This is a genomic window from Streptomyces sp. NPDC006529, assembly GCF_040611795.1.
Taxonomy (GTDB): Bacteria; Actinomycetota; Actinomycetes; order Streptomycetales; family Streptomycetaceae; genus Streptomyces.
The window spans coordinates 83,551-107,625 of record NZ_JBEXPB010000019.1 but is presented as its reverse complement, the minus strand read 5'-3'; the positions used below and the strand labels follow the sequence as shown (position 1 = coordinate 107,625).

General features: G+C 70.3%; 29 protein-coding genes and 1 tRNA gene. 18 read left to right on the top strand and 12 right to left on the bottom strand.

Translation table 11 applies throughout. The features are described 5' to 3' along the window. The first annotated feature begins 1,079 nt into the window (after nt 1-1,079). A complete protein-coding gene (locus tag ABZY31_RS16285) occupies nt 1,080-1,283 on the top strand; it encodes a hypothetical protein (RefSeq protein ID WP_356410269.1) in 204 nt (67 codons plus the stop codon). A gap of 922 nt (nt 1,284-2,205) precedes the next feature. Here the strand turns inward: ABZY31_RS16285 and ABZY31_RS16280 are convergent. Next, nucleotides 2,206-2,673, bottom strand: coding sequence for an NUDIX domain-containing protein (locus ABZY31_RS16280; protein WP_356410266.1), 468 nt, complete (start codon nt 2,671-2,673; stop codon nt 2,206-2,208). 18 nt (nt 2,674-2,691) lie between these two features. On the opposite strand from ABZY31_RS16280, the gene ABZY31_RS16275 reads away from it, so the two are divergent. From ABZY31_RS16275 to ABZY31_RS16215, 13 genes are all read left to right on the top strand, one after another. After that, the gene (locus ABZY31_RS16275) at nt 2,692-3,471 is read left to right on the top strand and encodes a GntR family transcriptional regulator (protein ID WP_356410263.1); all 780 of its coding nucleotides are present in this window, start codon (nt 2,692-2,694) and stop codon (nt 3,469-3,471) included. A gap of 138 nt (nt 3,472-3,609) precedes the next feature. Further along, nucleotides 3,610-3,954, top strand: coding sequence for a hypothetical protein (locus ABZY31_RS16270; RefSeq protein ID WP_356410260.1), 345 nt, complete (start codon nt 3,610-3,612; stop codon nt 3,952-3,954). 59 nt (nt 3,955-4,013) lie between these two features. After that, nucleotides 4,014-5,309, top strand: coding sequence for an FtsK/SpoIIIE domain-containing protein (locus ABZY31_RS16265; RefSeq protein ID WP_356410307.1), 1,296 nt, complete (start codon nt 4,014-4,016; stop codon nt 5,307-5,309). An 83-nt stretch (nt 5,310-5,392) separates the two neighbouring features. Then, on the top strand, nt 5,393-5,587 hold the full coding sequence (locus ABZY31_RS16260) for a hypothetical protein (RefSeq protein ID WP_356410257.1): 195 nt from the start codon (nt 5,393-5,395) through the stop codon (nt 5,585-5,587). A 39-nt stretch (nt 5,588-5,626) separates the two neighbouring features. After that, the gene (locus ABZY31_RS16255) at nt 5,627-6,307 is read left to right on the top strand and encodes a DUF2637 domain-containing protein (protein WP_356410255.1); all 681 of its coding nucleotides are present in this window, start codon (nt 5,627-5,629) and stop codon (nt 6,305-6,307) included. Between the two features lie 14 nt (nt 6,308-6,321). Beyond that, nucleotides 6,322-6,510, top strand: a complete 189-nt coding sequence (locus tag ABZY31_RS16250; RefSeq protein ID WP_356410252.1) for a mobile element transfer protein — start codon at nt 6,322-6,324, stop codon at nt 6,508-6,510. 20 nt (nt 6,511-6,530) lie between these two features. Beyond that, nucleotides 6,531-6,686, top strand: a complete 156-nt coding sequence (locus ABZY31_RS16245; RefSeq protein WP_356410249.1) for a hypothetical protein — start codon at nt 6,531-6,533, stop codon at nt 6,684-6,686. 26 nt (nt 6,687-6,712) lie between these two features. Continuing rightward, nucleotides 6,713-7,063: a SpdD-like protein gene (locus tag ABZY31_RS16240; protein WP_356410247.1), complete on the top strand. Its 351-nt coding sequence runs from the start codon at nt 6,713-6,715 to the stop codon at nt 7,061-7,063. A gap of 90 nt (nt 7,064-7,153) precedes the next feature. Then, nucleotides 7,154-7,336, top strand: a complete 183-nt coding sequence (locus ABZY31_RS16235) for a hypothetical protein (RefSeq protein ID WP_356410244.1) — start codon at nt 7,154-7,156, stop codon at nt 7,334-7,336. Then, nucleotides 7,336-7,572 (top strand): hypothetical protein, encoded by a 237-nt coding sequence (locus tag ABZY31_RS16230; protein ID WP_356410241.1) that lies wholly within the window; start codon nt 7,336-7,338, stop codon nt 7,570-7,572. Before ABZY31_RS16235 ends, ABZY31_RS16230 begins: the two co-directional genes overlap by 1 nt. Nucleotides 7,573-7,619: 47 nt before the next feature. After that, entirely contained in the window at nt 7,620-9,050 is a 1,431-nt protein-coding gene (locus ABZY31_RS16225; RefSeq protein WP_356410304.1) for a replication initiator, read from the top strand. After that, the gene (locus ABZY31_RS16220; protein WP_356410239.1) at nt 9,047-9,235 is read left to right on the top strand and encodes a helix-turn-helix domain-containing protein; all 189 of its coding nucleotides are present in this window, start codon (nt 9,047-9,049) and stop codon (nt 9,233-9,235) included. Before ABZY31_RS16225 ends, ABZY31_RS16220 begins: the two co-directional genes overlap by 4 nt. Then, a complete protein-coding gene (locus ABZY31_RS16215) occupies nt 9,235-10,389 on the top strand; it encodes a tyrosine-type recombinase/integrase (protein WP_356410236.1) in 1,155 nt (384 codons plus the stop codon). The genes ABZY31_RS16220 and ABZY31_RS16215 overlap by 1 nt, the downstream gene beginning before the upstream one ends. 68 nt (nt 10,390-10,457) lie before the next feature. Here ABZY31_RS16215 and ABZY31_RS16210 read toward each other — a convergent pair. Next, a tRNA-Val gene (locus ABZY31_RS16210) sits at nt 10,458-10,532 on the bottom strand. Nucleotides 10,533-10,648: 116 nt separating this feature from the next. Here ABZY31_RS16210 and ABZY31_RS16205 point away from each other — a divergent pair. The 3 genes from ABZY31_RS16205 to ABZY31_RS16195 all read left to right on the top strand — a co-directional run bounded on the left by ABZY31_RS16205 (nt 10,649) and on the right by ABZY31_RS16195 (nt 13,012). Next, the gene (locus ABZY31_RS16205) at nt 10,649-11,893 is read left to right on the top strand and encodes a hypothetical protein (RefSeq protein ID WP_356410233.1); all 1,245 of its coding nucleotides are present in this window, start codon (nt 10,649-10,651) and stop codon (nt 11,891-11,893) included. Between the two features lie 322 nt (nt 11,894-12,215). Beyond that, the gene (locus ABZY31_RS16200) at nt 12,216-12,734 is read left to right on the top strand and encodes a DUF4383 domain-containing protein (RefSeq protein WP_356410302.1); all 519 of its coding nucleotides are present in this window, start codon (nt 12,216-12,218) and stop codon (nt 12,732-12,734) included. Between the two features lie 56 nt (nt 12,735-12,790). Further along, nucleotides 12,791-13,012 (top strand): zinc ribbon domain-containing protein, encoded by a 222-nt coding sequence (locus ABZY31_RS16195; protein WP_356410230.1) that lies wholly within the window; start codon nt 12,791-12,793, stop codon nt 13,010-13,012. A gap of 61 nt (nt 13,013-13,073) precedes the next feature. On the opposite strand, the gene ABZY31_RS16190 is transcribed toward ABZY31_RS16195, so the two are convergent. From ABZY31_RS16190 to ABZY31_RS16175, 4 genes are read right to left on the bottom strand one after another with little or no spacing between them, the layout of a single operon-like run. After that, nucleotides 13,074-13,736 carry an O-methyltransferase gene (locus tag ABZY31_RS16190; RefSeq protein WP_356410227.1) on the bottom strand — a complete coding sequence of 221 codons (663 nt, stop codon included), beginning with the start codon at nt 13,734-13,736 and terminating at the stop codon, nt 13,074-13,076. Next, complete coding sequence (locus ABZY31_RS16185; protein WP_356410224.1) at nt 13,733-14,554, bottom strand: HAD family hydrolase; 822 nt, start codon at nt 14,552-14,554, stop codon at nt 13,733-13,735. The genes ABZY31_RS16190 and ABZY31_RS16185 overlap by 4 nt, the downstream gene beginning before the upstream one ends. Further along, the gene (locus tag ABZY31_RS16180; protein ID WP_356410221.1) at nt 14,551-17,202 is read right to left on the bottom strand and encodes a phosphoribosyltransferase; all 2,652 of its coding nucleotides are present in this window, start codon (nt 17,200-17,202) and stop codon (nt 14,551-14,553) included. Before ABZY31_RS16180 ends, ABZY31_RS16185 begins: the two co-directional genes overlap by 4 nt. 57 nt (nt 17,203-17,259) lie before the next feature. Beyond that, entirely contained in the window at nt 17,260-18,423 is a 1,164-nt protein-coding gene (locus tag ABZY31_RS16175) for an HpcH/HpaI aldolase/citrate lyase family protein (RefSeq protein ID WP_356410218.1), read from the bottom strand. A 207-nt stretch (nt 18,424-18,630) separates the two neighbouring features. On the opposite strand from ABZY31_RS16175, the gene ABZY31_RS16170 reads away from it, so the two are divergent. Further along, entirely contained in the window at nt 18,631-19,398 is a 768-nt protein-coding gene (locus tag ABZY31_RS16170; RefSeq protein WP_356410301.1) for a TerD family protein, read from the top strand. Between the two features lie 16 nt (nt 19,399-19,414). On the opposite strand, the gene ABZY31_RS16165 is transcribed toward ABZY31_RS16170, so the two are convergent. From ABZY31_RS16165 to ABZY31_RS16140, 6 genes are all read right to left on the bottom strand, one after another. Continuing rightward, the gene (locus ABZY31_RS16165; RefSeq protein WP_356410298.1) at nt 19,415-20,152 is read right to left on the bottom strand and encodes a Tellurium resistance; all 738 of its coding nucleotides are present in this window, start codon (nt 20,150-20,152) and stop codon (nt 19,415-19,417) included. A 101-nt stretch (nt 20,153-20,253) separates the two neighbouring features. Further along, nucleotides 20,254-21,384, bottom strand: coding sequence for a DUF475 domain-containing protein (locus ABZY31_RS16160; RefSeq protein ID WP_356410215.1), 1,131 nt, complete (start codon nt 21,382-21,384; stop codon nt 20,254-20,256). Nucleotides 21,385-21,409: 25 nt separating this feature from the next. Then, entirely contained in the window at nt 21,410-21,985 is a 576-nt protein-coding gene (locus ABZY31_RS16155; protein WP_356410212.1) for a TerD family protein, read from the bottom strand. Nucleotides 21,986-22,125: 140 nt separating this feature from the next. Then, nucleotides 22,126-22,701: a TerD family protein gene (locus tag ABZY31_RS16150; protein ID WP_356410209.1), complete on the bottom strand. Its 576-nt coding sequence runs from the start codon at nt 22,699-22,701 to the stop codon at nt 22,126-22,128. Between the two features lie 141 nt (nt 22,702-22,842). Next, nucleotides 22,843-23,301, bottom strand: coding sequence for a peroxiredoxin (locus ABZY31_RS16145; protein ID WP_356410206.1), 459 nt, complete (start codon nt 23,299-23,301; stop codon nt 22,843-22,845). Nucleotides 23,302-23,441: 140 nt separating this feature from the next. Next, nucleotides 23,442-23,873: a DUF3052 domain-containing protein gene (locus ABZY31_RS16140; protein ID WP_356410295.1), complete on the bottom strand. Its 432-nt coding sequence runs from the start codon at nt 23,871-23,873 to the stop codon at nt 23,442-23,444. Nucleotides 23,874-24,075: the final 202 nt, after the last annotated feature.

Genomic DNA, 24,075 nt, shown 5'->3' with positions numbered 1-24,075 from the left:
TTCCTCGGGCCTTGGGCCACCGACCGCACCTTGCGGATCTCGAACTCCATCGCACCCCTTGAACTGGGGTGTTGCGACGACTCCTAGAACCCAAGGATCGGCGGGGGGCCTTTTGACTGGTGGGCGCGGACGGTTTCGAACCGCCGACATCTGCTTTGTAAGCTCGCCCAGCCCCCACCAAGGGTCCCCAAACGACGGGACGCGCTGTACCGGCGTCACCGCTCAAAGCTGTCCCGGTCTGTAGTCGTTGATGTCAGCTGCGGATGTCAGCCGTTACCGCCACATGCGGGCGTGGCTACCTGTTCCGTAGCTTCTTCATCTTCGCTTTGGCCTGCCGTATCTTCTCCTGCTCAACACCGTAGGCCGACCAGGGCCCCTGGTGCAGGCTGCAGCGAGAGGTCCCACTGACCGCCAGCCTCCTACAGCGCCCGCCGGCCTTCGTCCGCGCCCCACACCTCGGCTGTGCCACCGCTAACCACCGTCCCCAAAGGTTCGACGTCAGGTCATACGGATAGTGACGCGGACGCTGTGAGCGCGGAAGGCGCACCAAGCGCGGACAGATGCACGCCCCGGACACGGCTCCGGGCAACAGCCACCGCTGGACGGTCTAGCCGGAGCCCGCTAGTCAATCAATAGTTGACAGTTTGGACGGTCCCTGCCGAGACCGCTGTGGTCGCCACCTGCATGCTCAGCACCGGTGGGCCCTTATAGCACCGGATAATATTTTTTCGATTGAAACCCGCCGCTTTCAGGCTGTCATTCTTGACACACCGACACTCCAATCGACATCAACATGGAGGTTGTGCTGGTGCGCAGGAAATTGCAGGAATGGACCAAACCCCTCACACGGACCTCGAGTATGCGAACCGTCATCTTGGCTGCATTTCTCGTGGCATGCTCTAACTTCGTCTCGCCCGAGCAGATTACGGCGATAACTGGGGCACTATTCCTTCTCCATCAATCCGAAATGGGAGCGACGGAACTCAGGGGCCCCCTTCCTCCGTTGCAATCTCCTCGGGAAGGAGCGAATCGAGAGCCAGTGACCGAAACGCCGCACCAAGGTTCCACATGTGGTCCTCATGCCTACTCTGAGCATCCACCTCGTACCCGAAGCGCTCCCGGCGGCGACGATTCATGTGAGCCTGCTCCGTCGTCCCATTGCCTCCCGCAAGTCGAATAAATCGCTGTTCAGCTGCCTGCCTGCTCCGCATGGCCATAGCTTCGGCTATTTCCTGGAAAGTGATACCGCGGCGTCGCGCCTCGCGCAGCAGGCGCTCCTCTGATGATTCGGCAAGGACCTTCATCTCAACTACGAGAGTCAAGCCGTCGAGAATATCTTGACGGCTCCTCCGTGTGCCTCGTGCCGGGTACGCCATGACGGCAACAAATGCAGCCACGTCGATCATAAAGTGGCGCGCCTCTCCAAATAGCGCGGAATGCCTCTTAGATAAGCGCTCACACGCGCGCACGGCTTTATGCGGCAACCAGCTATACCGTTCCGGGGTCGATCGACCGTTGCGGGGCATGAAGACGACTGTAGAGACCCCAGGCTTGTCGCGTAGTAAATTCGGCGCAGTACGTTGCCTGCCGCACCCGCGAGGACGTCAACCACAACAAACCCTTGCTGTCATCCCGTCTGCCGTCGTCCCACACGGAGTGATAGCAGGGCAGGCACCAGGGGCCCAGGTGGAGCGCCCCGCTGGACGAACGACCTGGGCCCCTGGTGCCTGGTCTGCTATGGCTTGCCCTGGGACGGCGGCAGGCGGGATAACAGCCCCCACCCCCACCACAAACAAGCCGCGCCCGCCCGACCGCCCCCCTCCCCCGGAGCCGGAGCGCCCCCGCCGGAGGCACCGCTTTGGCCCGCACCTGGCGGCAAGCTCCGCACCGCACGTTGGCCGGCTCCCGTACGGACTCAGGCGGCGCCCGCGACTGTTCGTCGTGTCCCCGGTGTTTGAGCTCTGCCCAGTGAGTGCAGGTGGTGCCCTGGTCAGAGTCGGCGTCGGTCCCGGATGGGAAGGGCTAGAGCAGTGGAGCCGAGGGTTACCGATCCACGGACGGGTTCTCCCACCATCAACCCCGAGCTGTTCAGCGCGCGGGCCGACGGCCGGGCTGGAGCGGGGCGCAGACAGGAGCGCAGGCCCGGGCGACGGGCCGCGCTCGCCGCGCGTGCGCGGCGGGTGCCTTGATGAAGTAGGGAAACTCTCACCGCACCGTGATCAGCTGGCGCCCGTCATGGCTCCGTACGTGGGGCCCGTCTCCGTCCAGGGCATCCAGCAGCCGGATCGCGTAGACCCCGGACATCCGCTCGGACACCTCCTCTGGTGTGAGCCACTGGACGGCCGTCGACTCGTCGGACGTACGCTCCGCGCCCCCGGAAGGCTTGCACCGGAACACCAGGGCCACTACTCCCACGGTGACGTTCTTGTAGACCCCGGTCAGCTCCGCGACCTCGACTTCGATCCCGCTCTCTTCCCGGATCTCTCGCCGTACGCCCTCTTCGGGAGTCTCCTCCAGCTCCAGCACCCCGCCCGGCAGCTCCCACGCCCCGTTGTCCGCGCGCCGGATCGCCAGCAGTCGCCCGTCATCTCGTACCACCACACCGGCTACGGACACGGAGTGGCGGGGCGTTGACCGTGGAGACTGAGCGCTGTTACTCATGTACATGAGCATAAGAGGAAGTGAAGGACCATGGGAACAGCAGTAGGAGGGGGCAAGGCCGTACCTCGGTACTTGCAGATCGCCGAGGACATCGTCCAGCAGATCCGGGCGGGTGTTCTCGGGCCCGGCGATCAAGTGCCGAGTGAGGCCGACATGGTCGATCGCTACGGCGTCTCGGGCGGCACGATTCGCAAGGCCATGTTGGAGATCCGCGCGAGCGGCCTCGTGGACACTCGGCACGGCAAGGGCTCGTACGTCAAAGATCGCCCGCCAGTGCGTCACCGCTCCTCGGACCGGTTCCGCCGGTCGCTGCGCCGAGGGGGCAAGGCTGCGTACCTCGCTGAGTCGGAGCAGTCGGGGGCGACCGCCAAGGTCAGCGTCATCTACATCGGTCCGATGGATGCGGCCGCGGATATCGCCGGTCGGCTGGGGGTCGATGTCGGGGCTCAGGTGCTCGCCCGTCGGCGGTTGTACTTCCGCAACGGCGTCCCCGTGGAGACTGCGACTTCCTACCTGCCGTGGGACGTGGTGAAGGACATCCCCGAGCTGTTCGCGGAGAACCCTGGGGGTGGCGGCATCTACGCCCGGCTTGAGGACCACGGCCATGTCTTCGCAGAGTTCGTGGAGACGTTGCAGGCTCGGCCAGCAGCCAAGGCTGAGGCGTCGGAACTGGCCCTGAGCCCTGGTGCGCCAGTAGTTCACCTACTCCGCGATGCGGTCACCGAAGAGGGCCGGGTTGTCGAGGTCTGCGACACCCTTATGGCCGCTGACCAGTTCGTTTTCGAGTACCGGATCCCCGCAGCCGACTGACGGTCGCTCAACTCCCCCCAGCCCGCCGCGAGTTTTCTTACGCGGCGGGTTGACTCATGTATAGGAGTCAGGCACTCTTCTTCATGTCACTCCTATACATGAGTGACGGAGTCCCACCCCTATAGAGGAGTGATCTGCATGCGTCAGATTCCCGTCGACACGGCGGCTGCCCTGGTGATGGTGGCCCTGCCTCCGGCTCCGAAGATCAAGGACCGCCGTACCGGTGAGATCGCGGTCGACGCCGAAACGGGTGCCCAGATGATGACGGTGGACGTGCTGTTCGCCGCAAACGGTGAAGCCGAGGTCCTGTCCGTGGCGGTACCGATGCCCGGTGTCGCGGCAGACCTGGTCATGGGCACCCCGGTGGCCTTGACGGGACTCGTAGCCCGACCCTGGGAGAACGAGTTCAACGGCCAGAAGCGGCACGGGATCAGTTTCCGCGCCGCCGCCGTCACCGCCATCTCCGCCCCTGTCAAGGCCTGATCCCGGTGAACGGGGAACAGCTCGTCGCACTGGTCGGCTTAGCCGTGGTCATCGCGGGGCTGGGGTTGCTGCGCTGGCAGCGTCCGGTCTGGTACTGGCTGGGCTTCGGCTGGCTGCTCACCGTGGTTCGGCTGGCATGGACATACCGCTCGGTGATGGAGGCCTGCGGGCTGAGCGAGCCGCCGTCGCGCTCGCGAGTCATCCTGGCGGCCGCGCTGGACCGGGTGCCTGCCCGGGTGGTGCCGAAGCTGCGGCGGATCCGGATCACCCGCTCGGGGCTGGTCCTGCGGATCCGGATCTTGCCCGGTCAGGAAGTCCTCGACTTCGACGCCGCTACGGAGCGGCTGCGGCACTCGTGGCGGATGCACGGCGTGCACGTCAAGGCGCTCAAGCCGGGGTTCCTTGAGGTCCGGCTCATCAGCTACGACGTTCTACGGATCGTCCACATGCCGCGCAAGCTGCCCGCGGGCCTCCTCCAAGTCCCGGTGGCCTTGAGGGCGGATGGCGCTGTGCACGTGAGGAACTTCCGTACCAGCCCGCATGAGTTGGTCGTGGGTGCGACGGAGTCGGGGAAGTCGGTCTATCTGCGCGGACTGGTCAAGGGACTGGCTCCGCAGCGGGTAGCGCTGGTGGGAATCGACTGCAAGTGGGGTGTGGAACTGGCGCCGTTCGCCCGCCGGTTGTCCGCCCTGGCCTACACCCCGGAACAGGCTGCCGATCTGCTGGACGCGCTGGTCGAGGAGATGACGGGCCGCTTCGAGTTGATCCGAGCCTCGCAGCACCTCGCGCCGGACCTGCCGTTGGAGTCGATCACCTCCGACGTCTGGGGCCTGCCCGAGGAAATCCGCCCCGTGCCCATAGTCGTGTTCGTGGATGAGGTCGCGGAGCTATTCCTGATCGCCCACCGGGCCGACGAGAAGCGCCGGGACCAGATGGTCACCCAGCTCGTCCGCCTGGCTCAGCTCGGCCGTGCCGCAGCGATGTACCTGGAGGTCTCTGGGCAGCGCTTCGGTTCCGAACTCGGCCCCGGAGCAACCGCCCTGCGCGCCCAGCTCACCGGCCGCGTCGCTCACCGCGTCAACGACGAAGCCTCCGCCAAGATGGCGCTCGGAGACATCAGCCTCCGCGCCGTCGGCGCCGCTACCTCCATCGCCGCCGAACGCCCCGGCACGGCCGTCATCGGCCTCACCTCCGGCGGCTGGGCTCGCATCCGTTCCCCGTACGTCACCCTCGCTGATGCCGTCACCGCCTGCGCCGCGTACGAGCACCTCACCCCGGACGTCCCCGCTCTGGCCGACTTCCGCCCGCACCACCCCGCTCCGGCCGCCGAGCCCAAGGCCCCGCAGACCGTCTGAGCACCACCCCTCCCACCGGCCGCCGCGACCGCCGCGCGCCATGTCCCTACCCCCGCCATGCCCAAAACCGGAAGGCACCCGCCATGGCCACCACCAGGAAGACCACCACCCGCAAGACCACACCTGCTCCGGTGCCGCAGAAGTGCGCGCCCTGCGCCGGCACCGGAGAGACCACGGAGACCGTCCGGGTCGGCAGCCGCAAGGGCCGCGAGACCACCAACCGCCAGAGCGCCCTGTGCTCCGACTGCTGGGGCACCGGCGAGGCCCTCGCCGACTGACCAGCTCGCTGGCCTAACCCCTTGGAAGGGGGACCCGTGATGCGCACCACGTTCCGCCCGGACGCCGTCCTCGTACAAGCCGTCATCGCAGGCGCCCTGTCCTTCGCACACCTCCACGACCTGGCCGAAGCAGCCGGACAGAGCGGCTGGAAGGCCTGGGCCTACCCGGTCAGCGTCGACCTGCTCCTCGTCGCCGCCTGGCGCCGCCTCCGGCTCCTCCGGGATGCGGGAGAACCGACCCGCTCGGCGTGGACTTGGTTCGCCGTCGCCCTGGCCGCGTCCCTCGGCGCGAACGTCGCCACCGCCGGACTCCTGAACCTGCACGCCGTCCCGGCTTGGCTACGGATCCTCGTCGCCGGATGGCCCGCCCTCGCCTTCCTCGGCGGAACCCTCCTCGTCCACGCCCCTGCCGACCATCCCACCAGGCCCTCAGACAAGGTCGAGGTCCAGGTGGCGCCAGAGGCCTTGGACATCCCGGACTCCGAACCCGAGCCGCCCGCACGGGATGAACCGGTCGCCGAACTCCCGGCCTCGGATCCCGCCCCGGCCCTGCCCGCGACTCCTGCGCCCGCCGTCCCTGAGGCGCTCCTGGGCTACGCCCGGAAGATCGCCGTCGACCACCACACCCGCACCGGCAACCGGATCGACCCCGGCACCCTGCGCACCCGCCTCGGTGTCCCCGCCCCGATGGCCGACGCCATCGCCGCCCAACTCGCCTGAAAGGAGAACCACTGATGCCCCGCTACCGCTTCCGCGACGTCCGCCGGATCGGCCCGGTCGAGGTCGGCACCTACACCGACCGCTACGGACGCGAAGCCCACGCCGCCGCCTGCACCGCCCCGCGCTGCGACTGGTCCGCCAACTACACCAGCCGCACCGCCGCCGAACTCGCCGCCCAGTCCCACCGCTGCCCGCCCCGCTGACCCCCTGAGGGAGACCCGTCATGCAGGTACCGCTCTGGCTCGCCGTGATCGTCGTCGGTGTCCTCGCCGTGAAGCTCATCCGCCCGCCCTGGTGGCTCGTCGCCGTGATCCTCCTCGGCGGCTACCTCCTCGCGAACAGCCTGCTCGCCCCCGCCATCGACGCCGCCATCAAGTAACCGCCTCACGAAGGGAGAACCCGCTGATGATCCACCCCAAGATCCCGGTCAACCCGCTCCCGACCGGCCTCGTCGCCCCGCTCGTCAACCCGGCCACCGGGGACATCACCTACGGCCCGACCACCGTCCCGGCCTGCCACTGCCAGCACACCCCGGTGGCCCCGGCCCCCGCCCCGGCCAGCACCAGCGTCCAGGTGGCGGGTATCCGCCTCACTCCGGCCGCCCTCGTCACCACCGTCGCCGCCGGAACCGGTGTCGTCCTCGTCGTCGGCGCGGTCCTGGTCTCCATGCTCCTGGCCGTCGCCATTACCGGCGCCTCGGTCGCCGTCTGCGCCGTCGTCCTGCGCTCCCTGCTCAACCAGCACAACCGCCGCTGACCGGCCCCGGGGCGGCCTCAACCGCCAAGGTTCCGCCGTCCCGGAGCCGAACTCCCGCCCGAACCAGCAGATCCGGAAGGAAGCACCATCATGGCCCAGCACACCCACACCCCCGGGCAGGTCTGCCCGAACTGCGACGGACACGCCTCCGTCGCCATCACCCTCGGCGGCCGGACCCCGGCCGGTCACCGCCGCACGATCACCGCCCACTGCCCGGCCTGCCACGGCACCGGCACCGTGACCCGCACCAAGCGCGTGGGGGTGCACGCCTGATGGGCATCTTCAACCGCAAGCCGTCCATCAGCGACGACGACCGCTTCAAGTACGACCTCGACCAGGTCGCCGAGGACTTCGGCGCCGAAAACGTCTTCCAGCACCGAGTCCGCTACGCCCACGAGGACCACGACGCCTCCCGCGGTGAGGTGAGCCGCAAGCCCAGCGGCTCGACCTCGGGGCCCTCCTCCGACAACGCCAACACCCCCCAAGCACGACGGGGGCGACGCTGGTGATCGACTCCGCGACCCTCGCGGACCTGGACCCCGGCCTCCTCGGCGACATGCTGACGGTGGCCGGGGCTCCCGGTTACGCCCGCTGGGAAGACCAGATCCGCCGCACCGGCGGCTGCTCCGACCCGATCCACATCACCGGCTGGACCGTCACCAAGGACAAGACCACCGGCGCGACCCTGCACCAGTACTCGACCGCGAACGAGCCCGGAACCCGGCTCCGGATCGCATGCGGCAACCGGCGCGCCTCCCGCTGCCCCTCCTGCGCCTGGACCTACGCGGGCGACACCTACCACCTGATCCGCGCCGGGCTCGCCGGGGACGACCGCCGGGACATCCCGGCCACGGTCCGCGAACACCCCCGCGTCTTCGCCACCCTCACCGCCCCGTCCTTCGGCCCGGTCCACAACCGGCCCGCCTCCGGCCGTTGCCGCTGCGGTACCAGCCACACCGACGGGGACCCGACCCTCGGCACCGCCCTCAACCCGGACACGTACGACTACGCGGGCGCCGTCCTCTTCAACAACCTGGCCGGCACTTTGTGGGACCGGTTCGCCAAGCGTCTCCGCCGCGAGATCGCCGCCTCCGCTGGGCTGACTCAGCGGGAACTGATCGAGGTCGCCCGGATCTCCTACGGGAAGGTCGCCGAGTTCCAGAAGCGCGGCGCCATCCACTTCCATGCCGTGATCCGCATCGACGGACCTGTCGGGCCGGACACCCCGCCGCCTGCCTGGGCCACCACCGAACTCCTCGACGCCTCGATCCGGGCCGCGGTCGCCCACGCGTACACCTCGGTGCAGGTCCCGGCCGCTGGAGACCAGCCCGCTCGCACCCTCCGCTGGGGCACCCAGCTCGACGTCCGCCCCATCAAGGCTTTCGGAGACGGCTCCGACGTCACCGAGCAGGCAGTCGCCTCCTATGTGGCCAAGTACGCCACCAAAGCCGCTGAGACCACGGGAACCACCGACACCCCGGTGCACTGCCGCAAATGCCGGGGAACCGGCCTCTCCAACCGCTACCCGCACCCCGACTCCGCCCTAGGCCGATGCACCCGCTGCCACGGCACCGGCCTTGGTGAAGACCTCGCCCGGCTCGCGATACCTGAGCACGCCCGCCGCCTGATGGCCGCCTGCGCTGCCCTGCAACCCCTCTACCCCGAACGGATGCTCGTCCGCTGGGCCCACATGCTCGGCTTCCGCGGCCACTTCTCCACCAAGTCCCGCCAGTACTCCACCACCCTCGGCGCCCTCCGACAGACACGCGCCGACTACCGCGCCGCCCAGGAACACGCCGCCCGGGGGCTCCCCGACGTCGAGCCGGAGACCGTGCTCGTCCTCGCCTCCTGGCAGTACGCCGGGCACGGCCACACCCCTGGCGAGTCCGTTCTCGCCGCCACCATCGCCCACGGAATCCAGCTCAACCGCCAGACCGCCCGCGAAGCCCTGCACGACCAACTAGCCCTCGAAGGAGCCGCGTCATGACCACCGCCACCGCCGAACTGCTGACCGTGCCCGAGGTCATGCAGCGGCTCAAGCTCGGGCGCTCGACCGTCTACGACCTGATCCGGTCACGGCGACTCGTGTCCATCACCATCGGCCGCGCCCGCCGCATTCCCGCCGACTCCGTCCGCGAGTTCATCGACCACGAGATCGCAGAGGCTGCCTGATGGCCGCCCAGCGCAAGCGCAACCCGAACGGCGCGGGCACCATCACCCAGCGCAAGGACGGCCGCTTCCAGGCTGCCGTGTACGTCCTCCAGCCTGACGGCACCCGGGCCCGCAAGTTCGCCTACGGCAAGACCTGGGCGGAGTGCGATGTGAAGCGCCGGGAGCTGCTCGCCAAGGTCGACCAGGGCGTGCCCGTGCCGACGCGGTCCGCGAAGCTCTCCGAGTGGCTGCCGTACTGGCTCGACAACATCGTGAAGCCCCACCGCAAGCGCACGACCTACGCGAAGTACGAGACCCACGTCCGCCTCTACCTCGTGCCGTCGCTCGGAACCAAGCGGCTCGAATCACTGGGCGTTGGTGATGTCCGGCGGGTCCTCGTGCAACTCAAGAAGGCAAACGGCGCCGCGACCGCCAAGGAGTCCCACCGCGTACTGCGGACCGCGCTCACTGCGGCTGTCAGGGAGGAACTGGTCACGCGGAACGTGGCCACCCTCGTGGAACCCCCGACCGTCGACGCCCGGGACATCGCGCCGTGGAGCCTTCAGGAGACCCTCGACTTCCTCGCCGCGGGCCGCAAGGACCCGCTGTTCGCCGCCTTCGTGCTGGCGATCGCACTCGGCCTCCGGCGGGGCGAGATCGTGGGACTCCGCTGGGAGAACGTGGACCTCGACAAGCGCGAGATCCGGATCCGGACCCAGCGGCAGCGCGTCGGCGGCGAGGCGTACGAGGACGACCCCAAGGGCAAGCGGCGTCGGCAGACCCTCCCCCTTCCCGGGATCTGCGTCGCTCCCCTGCGCTGGCAGCGGATGAAGCAGGCGGAGATGCGGGCCAAGGCCGGGGCGAAGTGGGAGGAGACCGGGTACGTGTTCACGACGCGGACTGGGCGGCCCATCGAGCCGCGGAACGTCTACCGGTCCTTCACCCGAGTGGCCAAGGACGCCGGGCTCCGGGTGATCCGACTCCATGACGCGCGGCACGGGACGGCGACCCTGCTGACCGCTGCTGGCGTCCCGCCCCGGGTCGTAATGGAGATCCTCGGGCACTCGCAGATCGCCGTCACCATGAACGTCTACGCACACGTCGTGCAGGACACCCAGCGCGAGGCCATCGGGCACATGGACCGGCTGCTCAGGCGGCGGCACGACCGCCCCTGACCGCCTGCGTTGATGTCAGATGGAGATGTCAAAGGCCCCCAACCATGATCGGTTGGGGGCCTTTGCACTGGTGGGCGCGGACGGTTTCGAACCGCCGACATCTGCTTTGTAAGAGCAGCGCTCTACCCCTGAGCTACGCACCCGTGGATGAGTGGACAGCCTACATGGGCGGTGGACCCCGGACGCAAACGCGATCTCTTGGGGGAGAATGAGGGCAGGGCAGGGTGGACGCGGGTGGACGCGGTACGGGAGAGGGATTGTGACAACGGCTTCCCGGCGGTGGTTCGGTGGGCGGGACGAGAGCCGGCGGGCGGAGGCGCAGGCCGCGAAGGATGCGGCCGCCGCCGCGTTCTACGAGCTCGACACCGCGCAGCGGGATCTGCGGATCTCGATAGAGACGATCACGGCCGCGGACGGGTCTCCCGCCGGGCGCCGGGCGGTCGAGGGGTTCGCCGAGCTGGGGCGGCGGATCGACGAGGTCAGTCAGGCCTACATCGAGGCCGTCGACGCGCACGACCTCGACCGGGACGATCTCGACGGCGCGGTCGCCGCGCGGGCCAAGCGGGAGCTTGAGCGGGCCCGCGACGAGCTGGTGCGGGTCAAGGGGGAGCTGGAGCGGTTCGACCAGGGGCTGCGGCCGCTGCTCGACAACGCGGAGTCGCAGCTGGCGCGGGTCGCGCCCGCGCGGGAGCGGGCCAAGGCCGCGTTGCTGGCGGCGGCGAACGCGCTGGACGCCGTACGGGCCGCCGGCATGCGCGCCGATGATCTGGCCGCGCGGCTCGCGGCGCTCGGCCCGGAGCTGACCATGCTCAACCAGGGCGCCGCGCAGCACGGGGTGCCCGCGACGGTGCAGCGCGCCGACCGGATCCTGCGGGACGCGGAGGCGGTGCGGGCGGAGGCGGACCGGCTGCCGGAGCGCGCGGCCGAGATGGACCGCCGCCTGGCGAGCCTGCGGACGCGGGCGCAGGCGCTGCGCAACCGGGCGGACCGGGTGGATCCGGTCCTCAGCGAGCTGCGACGCCGCTTCAGTGCCGACTGCTGGCAGGACCTGCAGCACGTACCGGAGCAGGCGCTGGCCTCCGTACGACAGGCGGAGGAGCGGCTGGCGGAGGCCGCCGTGGCGCGCCATGAGCAGCGGTGGGGGGACGCCACGGCGCTGATCACGGTCGTCCGCGAGCTGTTCGACGCGGTCGACGGGGCCGTGTCGACCGCCCAGGACCGGCTGACCCGGCTGGAAGCGGTGGCCAAGGATCCGGAGGCCGAGGTCCAGCGGACGCGGTTCGCGATCCGGGACGCGCAGCGCCTCGCGATGGAGGGGCGCAGCGTCCCCGATCCGCGGCACGCGCGGCCGCTGGACGAGGCGGTGGCACGGGTGGAGCGGGCGCTGGCCGGCCTGGAGGGGCGTCATCCCGACTACTGGCACTTCCTCCAGGAGATGGAGGGCATCCGGGCATCGGTGGCCGGGGTCGTCAACGACATGCGGGGGCGGCGCGGCGGCGGCTGAGGGCAAGGGCCCCGTTCGTCCGGGTTGTCCGGTGGTGGGCGCCGGTGGATGCTTGAGGGGCCACGCCGGAACAGAGGAGGGCGCCATGGCTGCCCACGCTTTCCACAGGCCCCGCAGGTCCCGTGTGCCCCATGAGCCTCTCGCCCCCCACGAACCGCCCACGTCACCCGCACCGTCCCTACCCCAAGAGCACCATGCGGCCCACGCGGCCTACGGGTGCCACGAGGCCCATGAGTCCTACGCGCCCTACGTCGCCCACGAGGCCGGTGCGGCCCGGGCCACGCAGCCGGCCCTCGTCTCCCTCGATCCGCTGCGGCGCCTCATGCGCCCCGTCAACGCGCGGCTCGACGAGCACCTGCCCACCGACCACAAGCTCAGCAAGGTCTACCGGGTGGGCGCCGGGCTGACCGGGCTGCTGCTGGTCGTCTTCGGGGTCCTCGGCCTCATCGACCGGATCGGGTTCTTCGACACCCGCGGGGACACCGTGCTCGCCCTGAACACCAACGGCACGCTGAGCGTCCTGTCGATCTGCATCGGCGCGCTGCTGCTCCTCGGAATGGTGATCGGCGGCGGTTTCGCCTCGACGCTCAACATCGCGCTGGGGCTGCTCTTCATCGCGAGCGGGTTCGTCAACCTCGCCCTGCTGGACACGGGCCTGAACTTCCTGGCGTTCCGGATCCAGAACGTCCTGTTCAGCTTCGTCGTCGGCGTGATGCTGATGTGGTTCGGGATGTACGGGCGGGTGGGCAGCGCGCTGCCGCACGACAACCCGTACTGGCGCGCACGGCACCCCGAGGCGGCGGCCCGCGAGCAGCGGTCCCTCGTCCGCAGCGGCGGGTAGGCGGCCCCGGGGTCACCAGGCCGACCGGACGGCCCCCGACCGTCTAGCCTGTGCGCATGCCACGTTACGAGTACCGCTGCCGGACCTGCGAGGACGTCTTCGAGGTCAGTCGGCCCATGGCCGAGTCCGCCGCGCCCGCGAGTTGCCCCGCCGGGCACGGCGACACCGTCAAGCTGCTGTCCGCCGTCGCCGTCGGCGGCACCAGCTCTGCCCCCGCGCCCGCCCGAGCGGGCGGCGGGGGCGGAGGCGGCTGCTGCGGCGGCGGAGGCTGCGGCTGACCGACGCCGCCGACCGACGCCTCCGGGTCCGGCCTCCGCCGGACCCGGCCCGTCAGGCCCGTCAGGTCCGCTTGCGCGACAGCGTCAGGCCGTCCGAGATGGCCAGCATCACGGATTCCATCCGCTTGTCCTGCACCACGTGCTCGTTGAAGGCGCGGACCCCGGCCGCCGAGCCGGTCGCCGACTCGTCCAGCACCGTGCCGTGGAAGAGGGTGTTGTCCGTGACGATCAGAGCGCCCGGCCGCATGCGCGGGACCAGCTCCTCCCAGTAGGCGACCTGGTTCTGCTTGTCGGCGTCGAGGTAGGCCATGTCGATGTGCTCCTCGAAGGGCATCGCGCGCAGCGTGTCCAGGGCGGGCCCGATCCGCAGTTCGACGCGGTCCGCGACACCCGCTGCGGCCCACGCCTCGCGCCCGTACGCCGTCCACTCCTCGGAGACGTCGCAGGCGATCAGCCGTCCGTCCGCGGGCAGTGCCTGCGCCATCGACAACGACGAGAAGCCGGTGAAGGTGCCCACCTCCACGATGTGGCGGGCGCCGGTCAGCCGGACGAGGAAGGCCAGCAGAGGTCCCTGCTCCTCGGCCGACTGCATGCCGGCTGCGTCCGGGAACTTTTCGGCGGTCGTCGCGATCAGTGCGCGCTGGACCTCGTCGAGCGGCGGGTTGTGGGCGAGCATGTACGCGTACAACTCGGCCGTGATCTTGGTGCTGTTGCCTTTGCTCATGCGCTCAGTCTGCCCACCGCGGCGCCCATCCGGCGGAGGATTTCCTCACCCGCCACGACTCCCTTGGCGCCGAGGGCCTGCACGTGGGGTGCGTGCCACTGCGCGTCGGCCAGTTCGCCGTGGCCGGGCCGCCAGCCTTCGTCCGCCGCCTCCAGCAGGTCCGCGTCCAGCAGCGAGTCGCCTGCGGCCAGCGTGTGCGCGGCGCCGGTGCGCCGGGCCACCTCCCGCATCGCCGCGCTCTTGGTCAGCGGGCGCGGGACGGCGTAGATCTTGCGGCCCTGGAGCGAGACGGTCCAGCCGCGCGCCTCGGCCCACTCGGCCAGCGCCTTCAGCCAGGCGTCGGGCACCAGGTCCCGTTCCACCACCAGGTAGGCGAAGAGGTCCTCGGCGACGCGCGCCTTGCGCAGCCACAGCGGGTCGGCGGTGTCCAGCAGGTGCCCGTGCACCTCCTCCAGCGAGGCGCACTCCTGCGCGAGCCGCTTGGCCACCTGGCGCCGCCAGTCCCGGTCGGGCGCGCCGTCGACCAGGAGCTGGCCGCCGTTGGCGCAGATCGCGTAGGGGGCGGGGCGGCCGGGGAAGCGGATCCGCTGGTACTGCTTGCGCGTGCGCGTGGTGGTCGGGACGAACACCACGCGGGAGTCGGCGGTGAGCGCGGCGAGCAGCGCGGCCGCCGTCTCCGTCATGAAGGAGAGCGGGCGGCTCTCGTGCACCTCGACGCACAGCAGCCGGGGGGCCACCGGGTCCGGCATGGTCAGCCCGAGGGCCGCCGCCGAGTAGATGAGCGTACGGTCGAGATCACTGGCTACCAGAACGGTCACTTGGCGGACACAGCCTTTCCGTCGGCGCCCGTGGCGCCGCGTGTGAAGCGGGGATGGATGAGTCCTACGCAGGTGTACGGCAGCCCGTCGGCCTCCTCGACCGGCACGCCGCGCTGCTCGGCGAGCAGGCGCACGTGGTCCAGGTCCGCCCCGGCGCCGCGCCGGGCCAGGATCTTCCACGGCACGCGGCGCAGCAGCACGCGGGTGGTCTCGCCGACGCCCGGCTTGACCAGGTTCACGTCGTGGATGCCGTACTCCTCGCTGATCCGTTCCACCGCCGCCCAGCCCTCCCAGGTCGGCGCGCGGTCGGCCGCGAGCAGCTCCTTGACCTCCGCGTCGACGGCTTCCGCCACCTCGTCGAAGCGGGCGGCGACGGTGTCGACGAACTCGACGGAGACGTCGGCGCCGGCCAGCTCGCGGTAGAACTTGGCGCCGTGGAAGTCGTCCGGGCCGACCAGGTCGGCGCGCAGCACGGTCCGCGATATCAGCCCGGAGACGGTGGAGTTGAGGCAGGCCGAGGGGATCAGGAAGTCCTCGCGGGTGCCGTACGTCGACACGCAGCCGCCCGGGTCGGCGAGGACCACGATCTCGGGGTCGAAGCCCGGGCCCCCCGTCTCCTCGCGGTGGGCGTCGAGCGCGGCCTTCAGTTCGCGGGTGATGGCGCCCTTGCCGGTCCAGCCGTCGACGAAGACGACGTCGGCCGGGTCGTGGTGGGCGGCCAGCCAGCGCAGCGCGTTGGCGTCGATGCCCCGGCCGCGCACGATGGACACGGCGTAGTGCGGCAGGTCCAGGCCGTGCCGCAGCTGCGCCCAGCGGCGCATCAGGACCCCGACGGGGGTGCCCGCGCGGGCCAGCGAGACCAGCACGGGACGCGGGGACCGCTCGGCGAGGACGGTCTCGGTGACGGTGCCGACGGCGCGCGCGATCCGGGCGGCGGAGGCGGTCAGGGCGCTGCGGTACAGCTCCTGGTAATGCGCGCTGGGCTGGTACTCGACGGGCAGGGACTCGGCGTAGTGCGCGCCGCCGGCCTGGATCGCCTCCTCGCGCTCCTCGGTGGGCGCTTCCAGCGCGCGGTCGGAGAGGTCCTGGAGCAGCCAGCCGACGTCCTCGGCCGGGTAGGAGGAGAACGCGGGTCCGCGCAGGGGCTCGGGCATGATCGGCTCCCGCCGGTCGTCGGATACGGGGACGGCTACGGGCGCGGGCACGTAGGACGGTACGACGGCCAGCGCGATCCGCCCGGTGTGCGGGGCGAGCCGGGCGAGCAGGCCGTCGGGGGCGTGCAGGGCCGGGGTGTCGCCGGCCGAGTCCACCACCACGACCACGGTGTCGAAACGGGCACCCTCGCCGCCCGCGCCGACGCGGGCCGAGGGCGCGACGTTGTAGGCGTAGCGCTCGCCGGGCCCGTCGGCGGGGTCGTCGTGGGCGGGGAAGACGAGCCGGGTGCGGATCGCGTAGCCGGGGTCGTCGACCGCCAGGACGGGCGAGCGGGTGGTGGTGGAGAAGCGCACCTCGGCGGCGGCCCCGCTCTCCTCCAGCGCCAGGGCGAGCCGCAGCGGGGCGTACATCAGCTCTTCGTTGCCGAGGACGAGGACCCGCCCGGGGCGCTCGCCCAGGGCGCGGGCGAGCTGCGCCCCGAGGGCGGGCAGGGCCGCCTCCAGCCGGGCGCGGTGGGCGGGCGTGAACCCGTGCCGGCCCCCGTCGGGGACTCCGGCGGGCCAGTCGAGGGGTATGCGTACGGGGGGCGCGGCGGGGGCGGACGCGGGGTGCCTACGGTCCTCAGCGCGCGAGGGCTCGTACGCCCCCGGGGCACCCGCACCCCCCGCGGCGGCCCGCGCCTCGTACTCCTCCACGAGCCGCGTGCCCCGCTCCAGGACGCCCTCCGGGAGCCGGACGGTGCCGCTCGCCAGGGCGATCAGGTCGACGCGGGCGCCGAGGCCGTCGGCGAAGGCGGTCAGGCGGGCGCGGTCGGCCGGCGAGCGCATGTCCACCAGGGCCACCACGACGTAGTGCTCGCGCGGGTGGCGTGCGTGCAGGTCGCGGATGGTGTTCAGGACGGTGTTGCCCGTGGAGAACTCGTCGTCGACCAGGACCAGCGGGCCGGCCCCCGCCAGCAGCGCGGGGTCCTCCGGCAGCAGCAGGTGCGAGGTGGCGTGCGAGTGGGCCTCCTCGAAGCCCCCGGCGGGCGCGACGCCGGGCACCGGGCGGCGGGTGGAGTGCAGGTAGGGGGCCGCTCCGAGGCCGTCGGCGACGCTGTGGCCGAGCCCGGTCGCGGTCTCGGCGTACCCGAGCACCACGGCGGAGGCGGCCGCCGCCTCGCCGAGCAGCTCGCGCACCCGCAGCCCCAGCCCGTACCCGGCGCCGTGGACCACCGCCGGCGACTGCGGCACGTGCTTGCCGAGCACCCGGGACACCAGCAGGTGCGCCCGCTTGGGGTTGCGGCGCAGGGCCAGCCCGAGCAGCTCGGTCAGCCGCGGCCCGGCGGCCGGAACATCAGGCGCCGGGGCATCCGGAGCCGGGCCGTCCGGCCCCGCTGCGGCACCCGCGCCCGCCACTGGGCCCGGCCCCGCCCGGCCCGGCGCCTCCTCCAGGGCGACGCCCAGCCGCTCCGCGACCCACGTTCCCGACCACACCGCTGTTCCCGACCGCACCGCTTCGATCTCCTTGCCCTTCCTCGTCGACGACACCCGGCCCGGACGCACCGGGTGTCAGACCCGGAGTCCGGCGGTGAGGAGGTCGACGAAGCCGACCTCCTCCTTGGCCACACCGAAGACCTCCGCGCGCAGCATGGTGCGCTCGGCCCAGGCCCGGTGGGGCTTCACCTCGTTCATCTTGTTCGTATAAGCCGATCTCATCACTCCACCACCGCCGCGCTCCGGGCGCAGGATGTCCTGGGCGTCGCTGAACTCCTCGTGCGACACCACCGACAGCGCGTGCACGGGGGTGACGTGTGCGGGGTGGATGCAGGTTTTGCCGAGCAGACCGTTCGCCCGGTCGAGTTCGATCTCGCGGAGCAGGCCGTCCAGGTCGTGCTCGATGAGCGCCGTGCGCAGTTCCTCGACCCCCTCCTCCAGGAAGGGGCTGCGGCGCAGCTGGGGCTTGAAGAGGCGCTGCTGGCTGCGGAAGTACTCCCAGACGGGCCCGGTGACGGTGAAACCTGTGCCGTCGGCCCGGCTGAGGACGTTGACCACGTCGGCGATCACGCCGGCGACGATCTGGACGTCGTAGGCCGTCATGTCGGGGGTGCGGCGCAGGCCGTAGGCCGAGCAGAAGTCCGTCACGCCCAGGCGCAGCGCGAGGACGCGGTCGCGGTAGGCGTTGACGGTGCGCGAGATGCCCGCGAGGGCCTCCACGCGGGTTTCGAGGTGGAGCAGGTCGGGGGTTTCCAGGACGGGCATCGCGTAGAAGCGGCGCCCGCCGGCCTCCTCGGCCTGTCCGACGGCGTCGAGGAAGGCGGTTCCGCGACTCTCCGTGAATTTCGGCAGTACGAATCCGGCCAAGCGGCGGGCCGAGGCCCCGAGGCGCCGGACGATGTCGGGGATCTGTTCGGGCTCGCGGATCCGGATGAAGAGCAGCGGGGCTTCCGCGTCGCTCGCGTCGATCTCGGCGAACTGCCGGACGAGGTTCTCCTCGCCGCCCGCGACATCGGCGTCGCTGATGGAATCCTCCAGGCAGAGGACCATGGAGACGACGCCGCGGCCCGCCTGCTTGGCCACGTCGGCCGCGAGGTGGGGGCGGGTGGCGGGGCTGTAGAGGGTCGCGCCGAGCGCCGCCGCGAGCGTACGGGCGGGCGAAGCGGAGGAGAACTCGACGGGCTCCTGATGGAAGAGGTCCTTGCGGACAGTGGGTGATATGTGCCCGAAATGACGCATGTGCTTCCCCCGTACTGCCTCGGCGGCCCAACTGGCATGGCCGGTAATAGTACGTACGAATGCGTTCCCGGGGTTCCTCGGGCACATGAAGTTCGGGTAACCCTCTTGCACCACGCACAGGTCCCGCGTACCCCCGTAAGGCCCGCGCACGACACTCCGGGGGGCCCGCATTGTCCCGGCCCGCCCCGGGAGGGCAGGATGACCGCCATGACGCACGCGATGCAGAAGGGCTCCAACATCCCGGTGACCGCCGCCGCGGTCCGGGCGGTGCTGCGCTGGACCGGTGGGACCGAGGTGCCGGACGTGGACGCCTCCGCGCTGCTCGTGGGGACGGACGGCCGTGTGCGTTCCGATGAGGACTTCGTCTTCTACAACCAGCCCCGGCACCCCTCCGGGGCGGTCTGGCGCCTGGGCAAGAAGCGGGTCGGCGACGCGGTCACCGACGCCGTCCAGATGGACCTGGTCTCGGTGCCCGGCTGGGTCGACCGGGTGCTGGTGGTCGTCTCGGCCGAGGACGTGCCCTTCGAGCGGGTCGGCGACCTGCGGATCCTGCTCTACGACGCCACGGTCAGCGGCGGCACCGAACCCCTGGCCTACTTCGACGTGCGGCCCGAGACGGGAGCGGAGACGGCCCTGATGTGCGGGGAGGTCTACCGCCGGGGCGAGGGGTGGAAGTTCCGCGCGCTGGGCGAGGGGTACTCCAACGGGCTCGTCGGGCTGGCCACCGACCACGGGATCTCGGTGGACGACGGCGCCGGCGACGCGGAGGCCGCGGCGGCCGGGCAGGCCGACCGGACGGCGGCGATGCGGCCGCCGGCGCCGGTCACCGCGCCCCCGGCCCCCGTGGTGGCGCCCACCCAGGCCCCGCCCGCCGCGCCGCCCGCCTACGGCTACCCGCAGCACGTGTCCCCCGCACCGGGCGGGGACCCGTCCTTCCGGCTGCCGGTGCAGGGGCCGCAGTTCCTGCGCCGCTGAGCGGCGCCGGGCGCGCTCACGCCTTGCTCTTGTAGCCCCGGCCCCACTGGAGCCCCCAGCCGTACAGCCGGTCCAGCTCGGCCTGGAACCCGTAGACGAACTTGACCTCGCGCCGCACGACGAGTTCGCCCTTGACCTTCTCCAGGGTGACCACCGCGCAGGAGCGCGCCTGCGGGTGGCGCTCCTCCAGCGGGATCTCTATCCGCGGTCCGGTGACCGGGAAGAGGGTCACCATGGCGTGCGTGCGGTCGAAGGCGGGGGTCTGGTCGTAGATGTAGACGAAGAGCAGCAGCCGCTTGATCTCGTCGGCGTGGTCGAGGTTGACGTAGAGCGTCTCGCCGGAGGCCGAACCGAACCGGTCGTCGCCGCTGAGCTTGACGTACGGCGGGTCGTTGATGTCCCCGAGCAGGTTGCCCAGGGGCTGGACGGCCCCCCGCGTGCCGTCGGTCAGCTCGTACAGGCAGCCGAGGTCGAGGTCCACGTTGACCACGCCCTGCGTGTGCGCCTGCACCATGTCCGGTTTGAAGAGCTTGAACGGGTGGCGCAGCAGCCCGCCGCCCGTGCCGGAGCGGCCGCCGAAGTCGGAGGTCCGCATCCGCCAGGACAGGTTGACGCGGAGGTTGCCGTGGACCGCCCCCTGTTTGGTGAGCGACACCGTGGGGTGCCGTTTCGTCAGCTCGATCGCGTTGGACGACGCGCTGCCCGACTGGAACTGCGAGGCGCGGGCGCCCCTGAGACCGTCGAAGAAATCGATGAAGCCCATGTCCATCCCCCCTGGGTTCGCACACGCGGGACGGGGCGGCGTGGGAAACCCCGCGCCGCCCCGCAGTTGAGCGTTCCGCATTACCGCCGCGATCATGCCTGGGCGGCGGACTCCTCGAGTGCGGACTCCTGGAGCGCCAGGCGCTTGTTGCGGCGGACCGAGGACCAGAAGGACCAGGCGATCAGCAGCACGCCGACGAGGCCGGTGATGACCTCGTGGATCTCGTACTGGATGGTGACGAGCAGGATGACGGCGAGCGCGCCGATGGCGTAGTGCGCGCCGTGCTCCAGGTAGACGTAGTCGTCGAGGGTGCCCTGGCGGACCAGGTAGACCGTCAGCGAACGCACGTACATGGCACCGATGCCGAGGCCGAGGGCCATGAGCACGATGTCGTTGGTGATCGCGAAGGCGCCGATGACCCCGTCGAAGGAGAACGACGCGTCCAGGACCTCCAGGTAGAGGAACATGAAGAACGCGGCCTTGCCGGCCATGACGACCGCCGAGACGGGGCTGCCGCTCTTCTTGGCGGCTTCCTCCGCCTCGTGCTCGGCCTCTTCCTCCTCTTCGAGCTTGTTCTCGAAGTAGCCGGAGAGACCGCCGACGATCATGTACGTGATCAGGCCGGCGATGCCGGAGATGAGCACGGTCTGCGCCTTGTCCACGTGCGCGCCGCCGTGCTGGTGGGCGTGGGCGGCGAAGGTGAACGACGTGATCAGCAGGGCGATCAGCGCGAGGCAGGCGGACAGCATGTCGATCTTGCCGAGCTTGGCGAGGGGACGCTCGAGCCAGGCGAGCCACTTGATGTCCCGGTCCTCGAAGATGAAGTCGAGGAAGATCATCAGCAGGAACATGCCGCCGAAGGCCGCGATGGCCGGGTGGGCGTCGGTGACCAGCTGCTGGTACTGGTTCTTGTCGGTCATCGCGAGATCGACGGCCTCGATGGGCCCGATCTTGGCAGTGATCGCCACGATCACGACGGGGAAGACCAGGCGCATGCCGAACACGGCGATGAGGACGCCGACCGTGAGGAAGATCTTCTGCCAGAAGGCATTCATCTTCTTCAGGATTCCGGCGTTGACCACCGCATTGTCGAAGGACAGCGAGATCTCCAGGATGGACAGGATCGCGACGATCCCGAACGCGGTCCACCCCCCGTAGAGAACCGCCGCGGCCAGGCCGAGCGCGGTAATCGCGAACGACCAGCCGAAGGTTTTCAGAACCACGGGCACCCCATCGTCTTGTACGGCTTTACGAAACGTTGACCCCGAAGTCTAGAGCGATGCCCCGCAGTCCCGACGCGTACCCCTGCCCCACGGCCCTGAACTTCCATTCGGCGCCGTAGCGGTAGACCTCGCCGAAGATCATCGCGGTTTCGCTGGAGGCGTCCTCGGAGAGGTCGTAGCGCGCCAGCTCCTGGCCGTCCGCCTGGTTCACGACGCGGATGAAGGCGTTGGTGACCTGGCCGAAGGACTGGCCGCGGGCGTCGGCGTCGTGGATGGACACCGGGAAGACGATCTTGTCGCAGGACGCCGGGACCTTGGTGAGGTCGATCAGGACCGACTCGTCGTCGCCCTCACCCTCACCGGTGAGGTTGTCCCCCGTGTGTTCGACGGATCCCTCGGGGCTCTTCAGGTTGTTGTAGAAGACGAAGTACTCGTCGCCGAGCACCCGGCCGCCCGCGCACAGCAGCGCGCTGGCGTCGAGGTCGAAGTCCGCGCCGGTGGTCGAGCGCGCGTCCCAGCCCAGACCGATCAGCAGCCGGGTCAGGTTCGGTGCGGCCTTGGAGAGGGAGACATTGCCCCCCTTGGCGAGTGTGACGCCCATGATGTGGTCCTCCCCGGAGATGTGCCGGCGACGGTACGCCGATGAAGAACATCCGGCGCCGTACACGACTGTGCACGGCGCCGGACGGTGAACTGCTCTCGGCGCCCGGGCGCGGCCCGGGCCGAGGTCGGACGCTCGCGTCAGACGTTGACGCCGAAGTCCTGCGCGATGCCGCGCAGGCCCGAGGCGTAGCCCTGGCCGATGGCACGGAACTTCCACTCCGCGCCGTTGCGGTAGAGCTCGCCGAAGACCATGGCGGTCTCGGTCGAGGCGTCCTCGGAGAGGTCGTAGCGGGCCAGCTCGCTGTTGTCGGCCTGGTTCACGACGCGGATGTACGCGTTGCGGACCTGGCCGAAGCTCTGCTGGCGGGCCTCGGCCTCGTAGATCGAGACGGGGAAGACGATCTTCGCGACATCGGCCGGGACGCCGGCGAGGTTGACCTTGATGGCCTCGTCGTCACCCTCGCCCTCACCGGTGGTGTTGTCACCGGTGTGCTCGACCGAGCCGTCGGGGCTCTTCAGGTTGTTGAAGAACACGAAGTTGGCGTCGCTGGCGACCTTGCCCTGGTCGTTGGTCAGGATCGCGCTGGCGTCGAGGTCGAAGTCGACCCCGGTGGTGGTGCGAGCGTCCCAGCCCAGACCGACGATGACCGCCGTCAGGTTCGGTGCGGCCTTGGTCAGCGAGACGTTGCCGCCCTTGCTGAGGCTGACTCCCACGGGTCCTCCATTGGTTTCGTGTGGGGCGGAGCCCCGTACGTGCGGTTGCTACCGGATCAACGTTTCGATCCTAGTGACGGGTTCCCGCCCGGAACGGGGTTTTCGTACGGAAACGTGCGGTGGGCGCGTGTCGGGCGGCCCTCAGATGCTGTCGAGCGCCTTGATGTACTCGTTCAGGTCACGCGCGTCGGGCAGCCCGTTGACGACGCTCCAGCGCACGATGCCGTCCTTGTCGATGATGAAGGTGCCGCGGACCGCGCAGCCCTTCTCCTCGTCGAAGACGCCGTAGGCGCGGGAGGTCTCGCCGTGCGGCCAGAAGTCGGAGAGCAGCGGGTACTCCAGCCCCTCCTGCTCCCCGAAGACGCGCAGGGTCGGGACGGAGTCGTTGGAGACCGCCAGCAGCTGCACGTCGTCGTTCTGGAAGCGCGGCAGCTGGTCGCGCAGCTCGCACAGCTCGCCCGTGCAGACGCCGGTGAAGGCGAAGGGGTAGAAGAGCAGGACCACGGCCTTCTCGCCGCGGAAATCGGCGAGCCGCACGGTGGCGCCGTGATTGTCCTTCAGTACGAAGTCCGGGGCCTTGGTGCCGACCTCGATCGCCATCTCTCGTATCCCTTCGTTGAGCCGTTCGGGTGGGCCCAGCCTAGGGGAGGGCCCGGCAGGACCGTATGCGCCGGGCCGTGGACGGCAGAAACCCCGCCGGCTGGGGCCGGCGGGGTTCCTCCACTTGTCTGGGCGCGTGGCTAGCGCTTGGACTTGGCGGCCTTGGGGGTCACCAGCTTGCTGGCGGCCCACTCCTTGCCGACGCTGACGCTCTTGGTCTGCGCCAGGCCCGCCGTCTGGGCGGCCTCGCTGATGTCGCTGGCCTCGACGTAACCGGGACGACCGGTCTTGGGGGTCAGCAGCAGGATCAGTGCGCCGTCCTCCACCAAGTTGATGGAGTCGACCAGCGTGTCCGTCAGATCGCCGTCTTCGTCCCGGAACCAGAGCAGCACCGCATCGGCGACGTCGTCGTACTCCTCGTCGACGAGGTCGCTGCCGATGTGATCCTCTACGGCCTCACGGAATTCCTGATCGACGTCGTCGTCGTAGCCGATCTCCTGGACCACCTGTTCGGACTCGAAACCCAGCCTGGAAACCAGACTGGTCTCCGCGTGGTCCGCGGTCGCGCTCACGGGGTGCCTCCTGCTCATGTATCGGTGAATGTCTTCGGCGGCGCGCGTACGCGCAGCATTGGGCGTAGTCCACACGGACGCGGCGGATCGCGCAAGTACCCGGTGGCCGAGACCGTCGAAACGGTGACGATTGCGGCCGTCTCGCCGCAACTTTAAGCCTGCCCGCGCGAACCCCTCGTGATTCATCCCACACCACGGGGCC